The organism is Tahibacter sp., from assembly GCF_032229445.1.
Lineage (GTDB): Bacteria > Pseudomonadota > Gammaproteobacteria > Xanthomonadales > Rhodanobacteraceae > Tahibacter.
In genome coordinates this window covers 1-16,632 of record NZ_JAVTWC010000103.1, presented here as the reverse complement: position 1 = coordinate 16,632, position 16,632 = coordinate 1, and the positions used below count along the sequence as shown (strand labels likewise).

Genomic DNA, 16,632 nt, shown 5'->3' with positions numbered 1-16,632 from the left:
CGCGAAGGGTAACGCCGGTGGACACAACTGACAACCCTGGCGCGGCGCACAACGCCGTTGCCGCCGTGCACCACGACCAAGGTCGTAGGTGCACAGAAGGCTCGTCGGACCTGCCGACAGCGGACAGTTCGCGCGGCCGCGATTTGCGATACTCACCGCTTCGCGTCTGCCGGATACCCGCTTGCCGCTGCCCGCCCCCGCCGAACTCATCGAATTGGCCGGACCCGACGCGGAGAAATTCGCTCAGGCCCAGTTCTGCAACGACGTTTCCGCGCTCGCGCCGGGCGAGAGCCAGCTCAACGCCTGGCTCAACCCGCAGGGCCGCGTGCGCCGCCTGTTCCATCTGCTGCGCGCCGACGAGACCCGCTACCTGTTACTGCTGCGCGGCGGCGACGCGGTTTCGATCCTGCCCGCGCTGCGCATGTTCGTCATGCGCCTCAAGCTGCAGGTGCAGGCCTTATCCGGCTGGCACTGGGCCGAATCCTCGACGGCAGCCGCGTCGGGCGAGCAGACATTCCCGCTTGCCCTACCGCACGGACGCACGTTGCAACTGCAACCGGGGAGGGAGGTGTCCGGCGGTCTGCCCTGGGCGGAAACGCTGGCGCGCGATATCGACGCCGGCTTGCCGTGGCTGCCCGACCACGCCCTGGAACAGTTGCTGCCGTCCTGGATGGATTTCGCGCGCCTGCGTGCGATCAGCCACGACAAGGGCTGCTACCCGGGTCAGGAAATCGTCGCGCGCCTGCACTTTCGCGGCGGCGGCGACAAGCGCGTACCGGTCTGCCTGGCATCGGATACGGCATTGGACGCCGCGACCGAACTGCGCGACGAAGCCGGCGGCGAGGCGGGTCTGCTGCTGCAGTCGGTACAGACATCCGCCGGTGGCTGGCGTGCCCTGGCCATCGTGCGGCGGGAATCGGCAGCGCCTGGCACATCGCTACGTGCCGGCGACGCGGTGACGCAAACCGTGCCGGCGCCCTGGTGATCCGCGCGCCGGAGCAATAATTCACCTGAAAAGAGTCGGCGAAACTCGCCTATACTCACGCTATTCTGCTGTCGGGCTCACAGGGGAGATCTGGCATGTCTCACTATCGGCAAGCCACCTGGCAACGTCGGCTGTGTGGTGCAGTCTGCGTCCTGGGACTCTCCATCGCACCCGCCTCAGCCGATTACAGTTTCGTGGTCGAGCCGGTCTACGGGCCGCAGAAGGCCGCGGAAGTCTACAAGCCGCTGGTCGACTATCTCGCCAAGGCGACCGGCGAAAAATTCACCCTGGTCACGCCCAAGAATTATCACTTCTACTGGCGTGACCTGCGCGGCAACGAGAAATTCGATTTCGCGCTCGACGAGGCCCACCTCGCCGACTACCGCATCGCCCGCTTCCAGTTCGTGCCGCTCGTCCACACCGCCGAACGCCAGAGCTACACCCTCGTCACCAACGTCGACCTGCAGGACAAGGGCATCGAGGCCCTGGTCGGCCGCAAGATCGTCTGCATGGGCGCGCCCAGCCTCGGCTATGCGCTGCTGCTCGGTTTCTACCCCAACCCTATCCAGCAGCCCGACATCGAATCCTCGGCGGCTTCCTGGCGCGATGCGGTCGAGGCCGTCTTCGCCGGCGAAGCCGAGGCGGCCATGGTGCCGACCTGGCTCAAGGACCAGTATCCGAACCTGACTCCGGTCAAGACCTCGGTCGAATTCGCCGGCGCCGCCGTCTCGGCCGCCCCCGGCGTGCCCGAGGCGATCCGAAGCAAGGTCGCCGACGCCCTGCTCAAGCTCGACCAGGATCCGGCCCTGTCCAACCTGCTGCTCGAACTGGGCATCAGCAAGTTCGTCCCCGCCACGGCCGCCGACTACAAGGGTGCCGAGGCCATGCTGAAAGACTTCTACGGCTATCAGTAGCTGTCCGACAGGCCCTTGCGCCGTGATCGCGCGGCGCCACCGGGCGCCGCAGGCGACGTCGAGAAATTTTTTCATAAATATACTATGAATAAAAGTACTCCGACGCCGCAACAAAACGACCACTGAACAGGATGTTAGGTCGACGTTAATCGCGACCTGAGCGGTTTGACAGCACCGCTTTTGCCCGTTAGGGTGCGCGTCACCGAATCTCAGCGGGTCGCCATTCCCGCACCCCAGAACCGGGTCAGGAGACCCGACAACCAGATCTCGCGAACCGAAGTATTCGGATCGCGTGGTTTTTGACGGCCGGAGTCTTTTCTTTGCGGCCGTTCTGGTTAGGCGCTTTTGCCCTGATGGCAAGAGCTTGATCAACCGGTCGTCAGCCTGCGCGGGCCTACTGTGCCCAGGAATGCGCCCCGGCACCGACCACGCCGCGTAACACGACAACTGCGGCGCAACCGACATCCCGGAAACCCCAAACGCCAGCGTCGTCTCGACCTGTCGCGCGCTAAGGACCGTGTGCACGGAGGTATGAGCATGAAGCTGGGCCTGTTGCTGTGGATGACTTCGGTCATGCCGCAGCCTATCGCCGACCAGACCTGTCTGGCGGCCACCGTCTATCTGGAAGCGCGCGGGGAATCCATGCGCGGACAGATGGCCGTCGCCGAAGTCGGCCTGCACCGCCTCGACCAGGGACGCTGGGGCAGGAATCTGTGCGAAGTGCTCAAGGCGCCACGTCAGTTTGCGTTGTCCATTACCAGCAAGAATTACGAAATCGACAACCTGGAATCGTGGACAAAATCATGGATGGTCGCGAGCAGCGCACGCAATGCGTGGATGCTGCCGGAAAAGCTGCGCATGCGCGTGGTCCCGGGCGCGAGCCACTTCGTCGCCAACTACGCCGAGCCGCAAAGCTGGGCGATTGGCCGGCCTGTCGCGGTGATCGGACCGCATCGCTTCTACGCCCTGAACTAGAGCCAATTCTTTAAAAGTATCAAATCACACCCGGTCATTGCGCATCAGTTGCGCGACACGAGGCGTCACCCGGCGACTCGACGGCACCGCCGTGCCGGACTACGCTCGCTGCACGCAGTTCGCGTGCAGTCGGCGGAGGACGTATGAAGCGTGTCACCGGAATAGGCGGAATTTTCATCAAGGCGCGTGATCCCGACGCGCTGCGGGCCTGGTACCGCGACCACCTGGGCCTGGACGTCTCCGAATGGGGCGGCGTCGCGTTCCGCTGGAACGCGGACAATCCCGCCGCCGTCGGCACGACGATCTGGAGCCTGTTCAAGCAGGACTCGGACTACTTTGCGCCGAGCACCGCGCCATTCATGATCAACTACCGCGTCGCCGACCTGCATGCGCTGCTCGCGGCGCTGCGTGAGGAAGGCTGTAACGTCGTTGAAAAGGTCGACGAATCCGAGTACGGCAAGTTCGGCTGGGTGCTCGACCCGGAAGGCAACAAGATCGAACTCTGGCAGCCTCCTGAGGGGCAATGACCAGTGCCCCGATCATGCCCCGATGACGACTGCCCGAGTCAGCTCGGAGCTCGCGACGCGTCGGCGTAACGACCGGCAATGACCTGGCCCTGCGCCGCAAGCGCGTGAGCCTGTAGCCGCTGCCGGGTTTCTTCTCGGCGCCCGGCCATCATTGCTACCATCGGTCCTTTGGCGGGCAGGAAGGGGTCCGATGGAACCGCTCTATCGTCGCGTGCGCGAACTCGACCCCAAGGCCGCAGCCGACGCGCTGCATGACGAGGACGACGCCGCGGTCGGAGCGGTACTGGCCCAACTCAACCCGGGCCAGGCAGTCGAGATCCTCGAGGAATTCCCCCTGACCCGGCGTCAGCGCATCGCCGCGGCCAACAGTGCCGGCGAACAGTGGCTCGAGGACGTCGCCTGGCCCGAATCCAGCGTAGGCCGGCTCATGGAAAAGCCCACCGCGGTGTTCTCCCCTGGGACGCGCATCCACGAGGCGGTCGAGTCCCTGCGCGAAGCGGTCAAGCAGACGCTGATCACCTATCTGTATGTACTCGACCGGGAAGACCGCCTCGTCGGCGTGGTCGCGTTCCGCGAGTTGCTGTTCGCGAATCCGAACGACACGCTGGCCGAAGTCATGATCGTCTCACCGTTCTCGCTGCGCGCCGACATGGACCTCATCGATGCGATGCACGCCGTGGTCACGCGCCACTATCCCGTGTATCCGGTCTGCGACCGCGAAGGCCATCTGATCGGCGTCGTTCGCGGCTCGGTGCTGTTCGAGCAGCAGGCCTTCGAGATCAGCGCGCAGGCCGGCGCGATGGTGGGTGTAGAAAAAGAAGAACGCGCCGCCACGCCGTGGACTCGCTCACTCAAGTTTCGCCACCCCTGGCTGCAGCTGAACCTGTTCACGGCCTTCATCGCCGCGGCAACGGTCGGTCTGTTCCAGGACACCGTCAACCGCATCGTGCTGCTCGCGATCTTCATCCCGGTGCTGTCGGGCCAGTGCAGCAATACCGGCTGCCAGTCGCTGGCGGTGACGTTGCGCGGAATGACGCTGGGCGAAGTGCGCAGCTCGCAGGCGACTGCGCTGATGGCGAAAGAAGCGCTGCTCGGCTTCGTCAACGGCTTCCTGACTGGACTCGTCGCCGCCACCGCCATGTTCATCATGGCGCGCATGCAGCAGCACCCGCAGCCGCTGATGCTGGCCCTGATCACCTTCACCGCGATGACCGCGAGCTGTGCGATCTCGGGCATGGCCGGCGCCGCCGTACCGCTGGTACTCAAGCGCCTGGGCGCCGATCCGGCCACCGCGTCGAGCATCTTCCTGACCACGGCGACGGACGTGGTCAGCATGGGCCTGTTCCTCGGCCTGGCCGCGACGTTTGTGATGTAGCGCCGATTCGCTGCGCCCTGGGCGCATCCGTGTGCATGGAACGGTCCGCTATCCGCGCAGGCCGAACCAGCGTCGAGGCACCAGCAGTTTCAGCGCGCGCTCGGCGCTCTTCCGGCGCAGGCCGGGTTCACGCAGGCCGCGCCAGATCGGACCCAGCCATTCGCGTCGCGGACGATCGAGGATCGCACTGCGCGCGTCGGCTTCGATGCGATAGATGCGCACGATGCGCTCGGCGAGCGCGCGCCGCGGCGCGGACAGTTCGTGCAGCGTGGTGATCGCAGCTTCGATATCGTCGGCCACGTCGCGGTACATGCGCACGGTGCGCTCGTAGCGACGGCGGAAACGCTCGGGCGTGTCATCGTGGCGCGCGAAGATCCAGTTGCCCAGGCTGTCGGGATTCTGGCGATAGTCGACCAGCGCTTCGTCGAGGCAGAGGCCGCGCCCGAGCAGCGCCGCGCGCAGCGTGAGTATGTTGTCCTCGGCGCTGGCGCGCAGCGGGCCGAAGCGAGCGAAAACCTCGCGGCGCAGCGCCAGCGTCGCACCGAGCAGCGTAGAGAGCTTGCCCGCACGCACGAAGTAGTCCAGGCCGAAGGCCGCCGGCATGTGGCGCACGCCGCGCCGCAGCGGATTGCCTTGCATGTCGATCTCGTCGACGATGGATCCAAGCGCATGGACATCGGGATTGGCATCGAACGCCGCCAGCGTCGCGGCGGCCCGGCGTGGCCGCGACAGGTCGTCGCCGGCCATGATCAGGAATATGCGCCCCTGTGCAAGCGCGAACAGTTCGCTCAGGTGCCCTGCCACGCCGCGGTTCTGCGCGCACTGGCGCACGCTGACGCGGTGCGGCCCGGCATAGCCGGCCAGATGGCGCTGCGCGATCGCGTAGGTATCGTCGGGAGAGCAGTCGTCGGAGACGATGATCTCGCACGGCAGCGTCTGTGCCAGCGCCGCGTCGATGGCCGCAATGATGGTGTCGGCGGCGCGGTAGGCGATCAGCAGGACGCTGACGGCAAAATCAGGATTGGCACTCATCGGCGCGGACATGGCGTAAAAGGCGGCAGTCTATAGGGCAGCCACGCCGCACACGAGCACGAGCGCGCTTGCCTGCGGCGCTGCAGGAACGCGAGACTCGGCACATGAGCACCACCGCCCTGCCCCTCATCGACAGCCACTGCCATCTGGACGCACCCGAGTTCGAGGCGGACCGCGATGCGGTCGTCGCGCGCGCGCGCCGCCGGCGTGTCGATCCAGGTGATAACCGCGATCCGCGCCGCGGACAGGCCGGCGCTGGCCGACCAGTGCGCGCGCGAGCAAGGACTCCACGCAGCGTACGGTCTGCACCCACTGCTGCTGGCCGAACATCGCGAGGCACATCTGCCGCTGCTGCGCGACCATCTGGCGCGGAGCAAGGCCGTTGCGGTCGGCGAATGCGGCCTGGACTATTTCGTCGATGGCCTGGAACCCGAGTTGCAGCGATTTTTTTTCCGCGGCCAGCTCGGAATCGCTCACGAGCTTGGCCTGCCCGTCATCGTGCATGCGCGGCGCGCAGTCGAGGAAGTCATCCACACGCTGCGCGCGTTCGACGGTCTGCGCGGCGTCGTACACAGCTACTCCGGCAGCGAGGAACAGGCACAGCAATTGTGGAAGCAGGGATTCATGCTGGGAATCGGTGGACCGGTGAGCTATTCGCGCGCGCACCGCCTGCGTCGCGTCGTGAGCGCAATGCCGCTGGAATTCCTGTTGCTGGAGAGCGACGCGCCGGATCAGCCGCTGGCCGAGCAACGCGGCCAGCGCAACGAACCAGCCTGCATCACCGGCGTACTCGATGCGATCGCCGCGCTGCGGCCGGAATCTCGCGACGTCATCGCTGCGGCGACCACGGCCAACGCGCAGCGCCTGTTCAACCTGGCCCAGTGACCCCGCGCGTCAACCTTGCGCGGACCTCAGCGGCGGCGGCACGGACGCTACGGGTTTCTTCTTCCAGCGGCTCAGCAGCAAGGTGACCAGAGCGAGCAGGATCTCGTCGACGAACGGAATCAGGTCCGGGATCACCAGGTCGACCACGAACAGGCCCGCCGTCAGCAGCAGCAGTCGCGGAAAGCGCAGACCCTCGGCGAAACTCAGCAACGGACCGAACATCCACGAACGAAACGAACCGGCCATGTCCACCTCCAAGATCAGCGCCCGTGCCGCTTTGGGCGCAGCACCCGATCACCACATTCCGTCGAAGGTAAACTCTTCGACACGCGTCGCGAACGCCGCTGATTCGCGCAGTCCGCGGCTCGCAGTATGGGGCTCGCAGCGACCGACTCAAGCCCCGGGTTTGTCCGCCAGCAGACGCTCGATGGCCTTGCCCGCGGCGACCAGGCCGAACGCGGCCGTGACATGCATCGCTGCGCCGAGGCCGCTGCCGCAGTCGAGGCGAAAACCGTCGTCCGTACCCGCCGGCCGCGTGCCGCAGACGCTGCCGTCGGCTTGCGGATAGCGCACGTTTTCCAGCGAGAACACCGCCGGCACGCTGAAATAGCGATCGCGGTTGCGCGGGAAGTTGAAGTCCTGGCGCAGCTTCTTGCGGATCAATGACAGCAGCGCATCGTGTTCGGTGCGCGACAGGTCGCGCACCTGGATGCGCGTCGGGTCGATGCGGCCGCCGGCCGAGCCGACCACGATCAGTGGCAACTTGCGCCGGCGGCACCAGGCGATGGTTTCGACCTTGACGCGAAAACTGTCGCAGGCATCGAGCACCAGGTCGTAGCCGCGATCCAGCAACTCCGTCAGATTGGCCGGCGTGAGAAAGCTCGCGATCGTGTTTAGACGAATCTCCGGGTTGATCGCACGCGCGCGCTCGGCCAGCACCTCGACCTTGGCGCGGCCGAAGTTGCCGTCGAGCGCGGGCAATTGACGATTCGTGTTGGAGACGCAGATGTCGTCAGGGTCGATCAGGGTCAGTTCGCCCACGCCGCTGCGCGCGAGCGCTTCGACGCTCCAGGAGCCGACGCCACCGACACCGACCACGGCGACATGACGGGCCGACAGGCGCTGCAGCGCGCCGCGGCCATAAAGACGGTCGACACCGCCGAAGCGGGCCGAGAGCAGGGAGTCGGACATCCGCGGATTTTACCGCAGGCGCATCCGGCCAGCGCGATCGGGGCCGGCCGCAGGCGATTCTCGATTACTCTTGTTGCTTTGAGGGGGCGGAGACCGTATGCGAGTGTTGCTGTTGCTGTTTGCCGGCATGCTGATCGGCGCGCTGGTCGCCTTCAGCGCGGCCAATGCGCTGCACCAGCGCAACGCCTGGCCGCGTGGCGTCATGAACGTGTTGCAGCATCATCTGGGCGAACTGCGCCGGCTGCAGCGCCGCAACGACTGCGCGCCGGCAAAGACGGCCCTGCATTTCCAGCGACTGGCGCAGACGGGCGCGGACATAGGCCCTGCCTTCACTGACGAAAAGCCCGACTTCCACGACCAGGCGCGCCGCTTCGTCGACGCCAGCAGTCGCCTGGGCGCCGACGTACCGCAGGGCTGCCAGGCGCTGGACCAGGCGCTGCAACAGACCAGCGACGCGTGCGAAAGCTGTCATCTGCACTATCGCTGAGGACGAACCGCCCGAGTACGCTCTGGACATCGGGTTGGAGCGTCGCTGTCGTGACCAGCACCCGATCCCCACCACCCCGCCAGAACGCCTGCTTGCAGGTCGCTGGCTGTGCTTGGCTCAAACCGGGCTCGGCAGGCCCGACTGATTCCGCCTTATTCAGAAATCCCCTAAGCAATTGATTCTCCGGGCCGACACCTGCGCTCCGTCGCGAATCGCCAACAGGCGCGCATTCGGATCGCCACATCGGGGTCGGCTGGGGGCGCGCCACACTCGCCCCAGACTGGCGCAATTCCACTAGTATCGAAGCTGATTCCCACGCCAGTGACCGTCGCAAGCGGCACCGGCGCCAGCCCGGGCGCGCATGAACACGAGTGATGCCATCCATGGTGCAAGCCGCCGCCTGCATAGGTTGCCGCGACTTGCGTGGTGGCACCTCAAGCGCGCCTGGCTGCGTTTCGAAACCGCGATTTTCACGCGCGCGCGCTACTCCGAGCCGAAGATGCGCTGGATGGGCGCGCTCGGGGTATTCGGGTTCCCCACCTACTATTTCGTCTGGGCCAAGCTGCTACCGCAGCCTTATGAAAGTCTGGGCCTGCGCCTGTTCGGATCGCTGCTGTTCCTGCCGCTGATGCTAGTCAGCTTCTGGCCCAACCGGCTGCGCGCGTGGCTGCCGCTCTACTGGTATCTCGGCATGACGTTCGCGCTGCCGTTCTTTTTTTCCTACATGCTGCTGCAGAACGGCGCCACCGTGGCGTGGCTGCTGTCGCACCTGATCTCCGTGTTCCTCATGGTGATGCTGTTCGACATGGGCAGCTTCATCGTCACCGGACTGATCGGCACGCTGCTTGCTGTGGTCGCTTACGCGCTCGCACCGGCCCAGCCGCTGGCAGCCGCTGCCCTGCTCGCCTATTCGCCGGTGTGGGCCTTCGCCATCATTTCCGGTTCGGTGTTCAGTATCTCCCACAGCATGAGCAACCAGGCGCGCATCGACGCGATCATCGCGGCGACCAACAACATCGCCCACGAACTGCGTACGCCGCTGGCCTCGGTGCGCATCGCGACTCAGGCGGTGGACCGTTTCCTGCCGCTGCTGGCCGATTCGCACCGCAAGGCGGTCGAAGCGCAGCTGGCCGTACCGGAGTTGCGCGAATCACAGCTGGGCCGGCTCTCCAAGGCCATGGAAACCATCGGCCGCGAGGTCGAGCACGCCAATACCGTCATCGACATGCTGCTCGTGGCGGCGCGGCCGATCGGCAGCCTCCAGGTCGAGAACATTTCCGCGCGCGACTGCCTGTACGAGGCGATGGAACGCTATCCATTCGGCTCGCAGCACGAGCGCAGCCGCGTTGCGGTCGGCGTGGCCGACGACTTCAGCTTCAGCGGCTCGCGCCTGCTGCTGGTCCATGCATTGTTTAATCTGATAAAAAATGCCTTATTCCACACCGGACGCGCTGGCAAGGGTAGCATCGTGCTCAGCGTGCACGCCGACGAAGGAGGCCAACGTGTCGTCTGCCACGATAGCGGTCCCGGCATACCGCCGGACGTACTGCCGCACATCTTCGAGCGCTTTTATTCCAGCGCGACCGACTACAGCACCGGGCTGGGCGTCGGGCTTTCCTTCGTGCGCATGGCACTGGAACGCATGGGCGCGACCATCATCTGCCGCTCCACCTTCGGCGAGTTCACTGAGTTCACGATCGTGTTTCCCGAACTGATGCGGAGGGACAACTGATGCAGCCTGGCGCCGCCGCGATCCCGCCGTTCTATTTCCCGACCACCACGGTGCTCGTCGACGATCACGAGGAATACCTCGACGTCGTGCCGCTGATGCTCGACCCGATGCTGCATCTGCGCCCGTTCAGCTCGCCGCGCATGGCCCTGGCCGCGCTCGGCAGCGCCGGCAGCCGGCCGGTACCCGGCGGCGGCTGGCTCTACCGCTGGAAGGACCGGCCTTCACAAACCCAGGAACTCGTCGCCCTTGATGTCGACTCGATACACCGCATTGTGTACGACCCGGAACGCTTCTCCGAGGTCTCCGTGCTCGTGGTCGACTACTTCATGCCGGAAATGGACGGCGTCTCCTTCTGCAAGCGCCTCAACAATCCGCTGATCGGCAAGATCCTGCTCACTGGCCGCGCCGAGGACTCGGTCGCGATCGAGGCCTTCAACTCCGGCGTGATCGACCGGTTCATCCGCAAGAGCGATCCGCAGGCCATGGCCAAGCTGCAGGTCGCCATCCGCGAGCTGCAGCAGCGCTATTTCGATCGCGCCGGCGCTTTCGTGGCCGAAGCACTGGCCATGGGCCGCTTCGGTTTTCTGCGCGATCCGGCCTTTCGTGCTGTCTTTGATTCCGTCGTCGCGACGTTCCAGCCGATTGAATCCTATGTGGTCTGCAATCCTACCGGTGTGCTCATGCTCGATGCCTGGGGCGTGGGCCGTTTTCTTCTGGTGCAAACGGACGACGACCTGCGCGAACAGCACGACATCGCCGAAGATCGCGGCGCGCCCGATACCGTCCTGCGCGCGCTGCGTTCCGGCGCCGCCCTGCCCTGGTTCTGGTCCAGCGGCGGCTTCTACAGTCCGCAGATCGCCGACCCCGCCGCGAACCTGTTCCCCGCCACTGCGATCCAGGGCGACAGCTGCTACTACTTCAGTCTGATCGACCATCTTGAACCGCTGCAGCTGGCCCATGTGAAGTCCTATCGGAACTGGCTGCGCGAACAGGACAACATGGATATCCCCCCGCGCGCGGGATGATCAGGCGGTATCCGCGCAAAACCTCTCCTTTCCGACCGGCCCACGGCCGGACCGGTCGTCCCGCTGCGGCTGAAACCGCAGCCAGCCAGGGATCGGCTTGGTCCATAACTCCCGTGAGAGGTTGCAGTCATGAGTATTTCCTTCCCGTCCGTCGTCACCCCGTCCTTTCCGCAACTACTGCCGGTGCGCGCGCCGGAACTGCCCGAGTTCGCGCGCCAGCGCGTCGAGCGCTTCCATAGCGAACGTGTCCAGGTCGGCTGGAACGGCCGCCATATCCTGCGCGGCGCCCGTCCCGGTCCGAACGCACTGCAGCTGCAGAGCAACGACTACCTCGCGCTGACGCGCCATCCGGATATCGTCAATGCGCAGCGCGCCGCGCTGGCCTGCGCCGGCAACGGCAACATGATGTCGGGCCTGTTCGTGCAGGAGGACGACGATCCGCTGCATGTGCTCGAACGCGAACTGGCCCTGGCCCTGGGCAGCGAGGAGACGATTCTTTGCCAATCGGGCTATGTCGCCAATGTCGGTCTGGTGCAATGCCTGGCCGGCGAGCGCACACCGGTATACATCGACATGCTCGCCCACGCATCGCTGTGGGAAGGCATCAAGGCCGCCGGTGCGCAGGCGGTGCCGGTTTTCCACAATGATCCGGACTACCTGGAGCGGCAGATACTGCGCCACGGCCCCGGCCTGATCCTGGTCGATTCGATCTACAGCACGAACGGCAGTGTCTGCCCGCTGACGCGGTTCGCCAACATCGCCCAGCGCCAGGGCTGCATCTTCATCGTCGACGAATCGCATTCGCTGGGCACGCACGGCGTGCACGGCGAAGGCCTGGTCGCGAGCCTCGGCCTCAGCGATCGCGTGCACTTCGTGACGGCCAGCCTGGCCAAGGCGTATTGCGCGCGTGCGGGGCTGATAAGCTGCAGCCGCCGATTCAAGCCCTATTTCGCGTTCGAGTCGATGCCGGCGATCTTCTCCTCTACCCTGCTGCCGCCGGAACTGGCGGGCATCGAAGCCTCGCACCGCGTCGTGCAGCGCGAAGGCTGGCGCCGCGCGCGTCTGCAGCACGTCACGCGGCGCGTGCGCGAAGCGCTGCTGGAACTCGGTTATCCGGTGCGCGAGGGCACCGAGCAGATCATCGCGCTGGAAGTCGGCACGGAAGCCGCCGTCATGCGCGTACGTGACGCGTTCGAGGCGGAAAACGTGTTCGGTGCAGTCTTCTGCGCACCGGCCACGGCCAAGAATCGCGCCCTGCTGCGCCTGACCTTGCACGCGGGCCTGGACGACGCGGCGGTGAATCAACTCATCGACGCCTGCACCCGCCTGCGCGACAAGGTGGATCTGTCCGAGTGGAGCGCGACGCGGCGTGAACGGCGTCAGGTCGGCAAGCCGGCCCTGGTAGAAGTCGCCTGAACCCCGACGATTGGTTACAAAGCAAGAAGGCGGCCATTTGGCCGCCTTTTCCGTGGTCGATCGTCAGCGTTCGGGCAGCGGAATGAATTCGGTTTCGTCCGGGACCGGCGGGAAACGCTGTTCGCGCCAGTCCTGCTTCGCCTGCTCGATGCGCTCGCGCGTGGAGGCGACGAAGTTCCACCAGAGATGACGCGGCCCGTCCAGCGCGTCGCCACCGATCAGCGCGACGCGGCTGGCGGCGCGGGCGTGCAGACGCGCTGCACCCGGCGGCAATACCGCAAGTTCGTTCTTGCCGATCATCTCGCCGCCTATCTCGATCTCGCCATCAATGACGTACAACGCGCGCTCGGCGTAGTCGGCCTCGATCTCGTGTACCGAGCCGGATTCGACGCTGAGCATGACGTACAACGTCGGCGAGGGCGCCTGCACCGGCGAGAGCGCCCCGTAGGCGTGGCCCATGAGCAGGTGCAGGTTCACGCCGGGACGCTGCAGACGCGGCAACCCGGCGCCCGGATAGTGGCGGAACCAGGGATCGGACTCCTGCAGAGCCTGCGGCAGCGCAATCCAGGTCTGCAGGCCATGCAGGTACTGGCCGTGCGCATGCGCCTCGTCGGTGCCGCGTTCCGAATGCACGATGCCGCGTCCCGCGCTCATGAGGTTGATGTCGCCGGGACGGATCTCCTGCACCGTCCCGAGGCTGTCGCGATGGACCATCGCGCCGCCCAGCAGATAAGTCACGGTGGCCAGGCCGATATGCGGATGCGGCCGCACATCCGTGCCTGATCCCGGCGCGACCTGGACCGGGCCGAACTCGTCGAAGAAGACGAACGGGCCGACGCAGCGGGCGAGCAGATGCGGCAAGGCCCGGCGCACTACCAGTCCTCCGCCGATATCGTGCTGGCGCGGTTCTATGCGGATGACGCTATCGCTCATGGACGGCTCCGGCCAGACCTGTGGCGGTAAAAATAAAAAACGCCACGAATTGCTTCGTGGCGTTTCGGACTCCCCGTTGCAACGCCGGCTTTACGCGCGGAAGTCGCTGTCAGACCGGGTTCACTTCATCGGCCTGCAGGCCCTTCTGGCCCTGCACCACCTTGAAGCTCACTTTCTGGCCTTCCTGCAGACTCTTGAACCCATTGCCCTGGATGGCACGGAAATGGACGAAAACGTCCTGGCCATTCTCACGGGCAATGAAGCCAAACCCCTTGGCGTCGTTGAACCACTTGACGGTACCAACCTCACGATCCGACATGAAACGCTCTCCCAAGCTTGAACATTGACGGCATGCCGTCGGCTTACTGGTTGCAGGGCTCAAGACAAGCGATGACGCGAATCAACCGATCGGCTGGCATCGGGTCAAACATTCAGACCGTGCAAACACAGCGTGGTCAGTCTACTCAAGGTTTTTCACAAAATCGACTGTGTCTGAACCGCAGCCGACCGGATGGGCGCGCACAGCGGCCTGAGCTACCATCCCAGCCATGCCAGATCTCACTGCTGCGCCGACGGCGGCGCCCGAAACCCTGCGCGTCGCCACGGGCGACGGTCACGAGGCCGATCTGTTGCTGGTGCCGGGCGATCCCACCGTGGGTGTGGGCGTGCTGTGGCTGCCAGCGATGGGCGTGCCCGCACGCAAATACCGGCATTACGCCGCGGCGATGGCCGCTAACGGCTGGACCGTCGCGCTACACGAATGGCGCGGGCACGATTCCAGCAACCGCCGCGCCGCGCGCGATGCCGACTGGGGTTATGCGGAACTGATCAGCGACATCACGGCAAGCCGTGCCGCACTCACCGCTGCGTTTCCCGGCAAACGCTGGGTCATCGGCGGCCACAGCCTGGGCGCACAACTCGCCGCGCTCGCCTTGGCGAGGCACCCGGGCGACTTCGCCGGCTACCTCGTCGCCGGCAGCGGCCAGCCGTGGTGGCGTACGTTTCCGGGATGGCACAAGGGCGCCATCCTGCTGGCGATTCCAGGGTTCCGCGCCGTATCGATGCTGTGCGGCTATTACCCCGGCGACAGGCTCGGCTTCGCCGGTCGCGAGGCGCGCGGCGTCATGCGCGACTGGACCGACAGCGCGCGAAGCGGCGACTACCGTCCTGCCCAGGTGGATTTCCAGGCGGAGGCGGCGCTGCGTGAGGTCGCCTTGCCCGTCCTTGCGCTGCGTCTGAGCAGCGACTGGTATGTGCCGAAGGCCTCGCTCGACCATCTCCTGCACAAGTTGCCTTTGGCACAGGTGCAACGCGGCGACATCGGCGACGGCGAGTTCAGCGGCGGCCGCGCCGGACATTTCGAGTGGATGCGCGAACCGGCGCCGCTGGTCGCGCGCATCGACGCGTGGCTGAAATCACTGGCGGCGTAGGCCAGGCCAGCCGAGGCGCCGGGGTCCGCCGAGGGTGAAAGATCGAGGGATGTCCCGGCTCGTGCGCGGATCCGCGCCGTCGCCTACGCGACCACGACCGGAATTTTGCCGATGCGCGCCTGCCATTCGCGGGGTCCGGTTTCGTGCACCGAGCTGCCGCTGGAATCCACCGCCACCGTGACCGGCATGTCCTTGACCTCGAACTCGTAGATCGCTTCCATGCCGAGGTCCTCGAACGCGAGCACGCGCGACGCCCTGATCGCCTTGGACACGAGGTAGGCCGCACCGCCAACCGCCATCAGGTAGATCGCCTTGTTGTCGCGGATCGCCTCGATCGCGGCGGGGCCGCGCTCGGATTTGCCGACCATGCCGAGCAGGCCGGTCTGTTCCAGCATCTGGCGCGTGAACTTGTCCATGCGCGTGGCCGTGGTCGGACCGGCGGGACCGACGACTTCGTCGCGCACCGGGTCGACCGGGCCAACGTAGTAGATGAAACGGTTGTTGAAATCGACCGGCAGTTTTTCACCCTTGTTCAGCATGTCGATCAGACGCTTGTGCGCGGCATCGCGGCCGGTCAGCAGCTTGCCGTTGAGCAGGATGGTCTCGCCGGGTTTCCAGCTCGCGACATCCGCGCGCGTGACCGTGTCGAGATCGACGCGACGGCCCTTGGACGCGTCATAGGTCAGCGTCGGCCAGTCGTCGAGCGAGGGCGGCTCGAGCGTGACCGGGCCCGAACCGTCGAGCGTGAAGTGCGCATGCCGCGTCGCCGCGCAGTTCGGGATCATCGCCACCGGCAGGTTGGCCGCGTGGGTCGGGTAGTCCCGCACCTTGACGTCGAGCACCGTCGTGAGACCGCCGAGCCCCTGCGCGCCGATGCCCAGCGCATTGACCTTTTCGTACAGCTCAAGGCGCAATTCCTCGGCGCGGTTGGACGCGCCGCGGGCGATCAGGTCCTGGATGTCGATCGGCTCCATCAGCGCTTCCTTCGCCAGCAGCATGGCCTTCTCGGCCGTGCCGCCGATGCCGATGCCGAGCATGCCCGGCGGGCACCAGCCCGCACCCATCGTCGGTACGGTCTTGAGCACCCAGTCGACGACGGAATCCGACGGATTGAGCATGGCGAACTTGGACTTGGCCTCGGAACCGCCGCCCTTGGCCGCGACGATGACGTCGACCGTAACGCCAGGCACGACGCGCATGTTCACTACTGCGGGCGTGTTGTCTTTCGTGTTGCTGCGCTTGCCGGCCGGATCGGCGAGCACCGAGGCACGCAGCTTGTTATCCGGATGGTTGTAGGCGCGGCGCACACCTTCGTTGACCATGTCCTCGACGCCCAGCGTGGCGTTCCAGCGCACGTCCATGCCGATCTCGAGGAAGACGGTAACGATGCCCGTGTCCTGGCAGATCGGGCGGTGGCCTTCGGCGCAGAGGCGCGAGTTGATCAGGATCTGCGCGATCGCGTCGCGTGCGGCCGGCGAGGCTTCGCGCTCATAGGCGGCGGCGAGGTTCCTGATGTAGTCGACCGGGTGGTAGTACGAGATGTACTGCAACGCGTCGGCGATGCTCTGGATGAAATCTTCCTGCTGGATCGTGCTCACGGTCGCTGGCGGTCTGCTGACGAAAGTCGCGCATTGTAAGCGAGCAAGCTGACTCGCGTGGCGCAGCCGACCCCGGCCCATCGGCGTATTCCGGCATGATCCGCGCCGTCGGATGCGCACAAAAGAA

General features: G+C 65.8%; 16 protein-coding genes and 1 pseudogene. 11 read left to right on the top strand and 6 right to left on the bottom strand.

The window, feature by feature from the left end; all coding sequences use genetic code 11:
• Window positions 1-181 precede the first annotated feature (181 nt).
• The 5 genes from RUU78_RS17895 (at window position 182) to RUU78_RS17875 (ending at window position 4,776) form a co-directional block, all read left to right on the top strand.
• Window positions 182-985 (top strand): folate-binding protein, encoded by an 804-nt coding sequence (locus RUU78_RS17895; RefSeq protein WP_313918829.1) that lies wholly within the window; start codon window positions 182-184, stop codon window positions 983-985.
• 95 nt (window positions 986-1,080) lie between these two features.
• Window positions 1,081-1,899: a PhnD/SsuA/transferrin family substrate-binding protein gene (locus RUU78_RS17890; protein WP_313918828.1), complete on the top strand. Its 819-nt coding sequence runs from the start codon at window positions 1,081-1,083 to the stop codon at window positions 1,897-1,899.
• 537 nt (window positions 1,900-2,436) lie between these two features.
• Window positions 2,437-2,874, top strand: a complete 438-nt coding sequence (locus RUU78_RS17885; protein WP_313918827.1) for a cell wall hydrolase — start codon at window positions 2,437-2,439, stop codon at window positions 2,872-2,874.
• Window positions 2,875-3,017: 143 nt separating this feature from the next.
• Window positions 3,018-3,401, top strand: a complete 384-nt coding sequence (locus tag RUU78_RS17880) for a VOC family protein (RefSeq protein WP_313918826.1) — start codon at window positions 3,018-3,020, stop codon at window positions 3,399-3,401.
• A 190-nt stretch (window positions 3,402-3,591) separates the two neighbouring features.
• Complete coding sequence (locus RUU78_RS17875; RefSeq protein ID WP_313918825.1) at window positions 3,592-4,776, top strand: magnesium transporter; 1,185 nt, start codon at window positions 3,592-3,594, stop codon at window positions 4,774-4,776.
• A gap of 48 nt (window positions 4,777-4,824) precedes the next feature.
• On the opposite strand, the gene RUU78_RS17870 is transcribed toward RUU78_RS17875, so the two are convergent.
• A complete protein-coding gene (locus tag RUU78_RS17870; RefSeq protein ID WP_313918824.1) occupies window positions 4,825-5,808 on the bottom strand; it encodes a glycosyltransferase in 984 nt (327 codons plus the stop codon).
• Window positions 5,809-5,927: 119 nt separating this feature from the next.
• Between RUU78_RS17870 and RUU78_RS17865 the strand changes: the two are divergent.
• Window positions 5,928-6,693 (top strand): annotated as a pseudogene (locus tag RUU78_RS17865) (TatD family hydrolase).
• 9 nt (window positions 6,694-6,702) lie between these two features.
• On the opposite strand, the gene RUU78_RS17860 reads toward RUU78_RS17865, so the two are convergent.
• Both RUU78_RS17860 and tcdA read right to left on the bottom strand, forming a co-directional pair.
• Complete coding sequence (locus tag RUU78_RS17860) at window positions 6,703-6,939, bottom strand: DUF6116 family protein (RefSeq protein WP_313918823.1); 237 nt, start codon at window positions 6,937-6,939, stop codon at window positions 6,703-6,705.
• Window positions 6,940-7,086: 147 nt separating this feature from the next.
• The gene (gene tcdA, locus RUU78_RS17855) at window positions 7,087-7,884 is read right to left on the bottom strand and encodes a tRNA cyclic N6-threonylcarbamoyladenosine(37) synthase TcdA (RefSeq protein WP_313918822.1); all 798 of its coding nucleotides are present in this window, start codon (window positions 7,882-7,884) and stop codon (window positions 7,087-7,089) included.
• Between the two features lie 97 nt (window positions 7,885-7,981).
• On the opposite strand from tcdA, the gene RUU78_RS17850 reads away from it, so the two are divergent.
• The 4 genes from RUU78_RS17850 to cqsA all read left to right on the top strand — a co-directional run bounded on the left by RUU78_RS17850 (window position 7,982) and on the right by cqsA (window position 12,544).
• Window positions 7,982-8,371, top strand: coding sequence for a cytochrome c (locus tag RUU78_RS17850; protein ID WP_313918821.1), 390 nt, complete (start codon window positions 7,982-7,984; stop codon window positions 8,369-8,371).
• A 361-nt stretch (window positions 8,372-8,732) separates the two neighbouring features.
• Window positions 8,733-10,103: a HAMP domain-containing sensor histidine kinase gene (locus RUU78_RS17845; RefSeq protein WP_313918820.1), complete on the top strand. Its 1,371-nt coding sequence runs from the start codon at window positions 8,733-8,735 to the stop codon at window positions 10,101-10,103.
• Window positions 10,103-11,128, top strand: coding sequence for a hypothetical protein (locus RUU78_RS17840; RefSeq protein ID WP_313918819.1), 1,026 nt, complete (start codon window positions 10,103-10,105; stop codon window positions 11,126-11,128). Before RUU78_RS17845 ends, RUU78_RS17840 begins: the two co-directional genes overlap by 1 nt.
• Before the next feature lie 129 nt (window positions 11,129-11,257).
• Window positions 11,258-12,544 (top strand): alpha-hydroxyketone-type quorum-sensing autoinducer synthase, encoded by a 1,287-nt coding sequence (cqsA, locus tag RUU78_RS17835; protein WP_313918818.1) that lies wholly within the window; start codon window positions 11,258-11,260, stop codon window positions 12,542-12,544.
• Window positions 12,545-12,607: 63 nt separating this feature from the next.
• Here the strand turns inward: cqsA and RUU78_RS17830 are convergent, their stop codons facing one another.
• Both RUU78_RS17830 and RUU78_RS17825 read right to left on the bottom strand, forming a co-directional pair.
• Window positions 12,608-13,477 (bottom strand): pirin family protein, encoded by an 870-nt coding sequence (locus RUU78_RS17830; protein ID WP_313918817.1) that lies wholly within the window; start codon window positions 13,475-13,477, stop codon window positions 12,608-12,610.
• Between the two features lie 109 nt (window positions 13,478-13,586).
• The gene (locus RUU78_RS17825; protein ID WP_313918816.1) at window positions 13,587-13,796 is read right to left on the bottom strand and encodes a cold-shock protein; all 210 of its coding nucleotides are present in this window, start codon (window positions 13,794-13,796) and stop codon (window positions 13,587-13,589) included.
• 229 nt (window positions 13,797-14,025) lie between these two features.
• Here RUU78_RS17825 and RUU78_RS17820 point away from each other — a divergent pair, with 229 nt between their 5' ends.
• Window positions 14,026-14,907: an alpha/beta fold hydrolase gene (locus RUU78_RS17820; RefSeq protein ID WP_313918815.1), complete on the top strand. Its 882-nt coding sequence runs from the start codon at window positions 14,026-14,028 to the stop codon at window positions 14,905-14,907.
• A gap of 83 nt (window positions 14,908-14,990) precedes the next feature.
• On the opposite strand, the gene RUU78_RS17815 is transcribed toward RUU78_RS17820, so the two are convergent.
• Complete coding sequence (locus RUU78_RS17815; RefSeq protein WP_313918814.1) at window positions 14,991-16,505, bottom strand: fumarate hydratase; 1,515 nt, start codon at window positions 16,503-16,505, stop codon at window positions 14,991-14,993.
• Window positions 16,506-16,632: the final 127 nt, after the last annotated feature.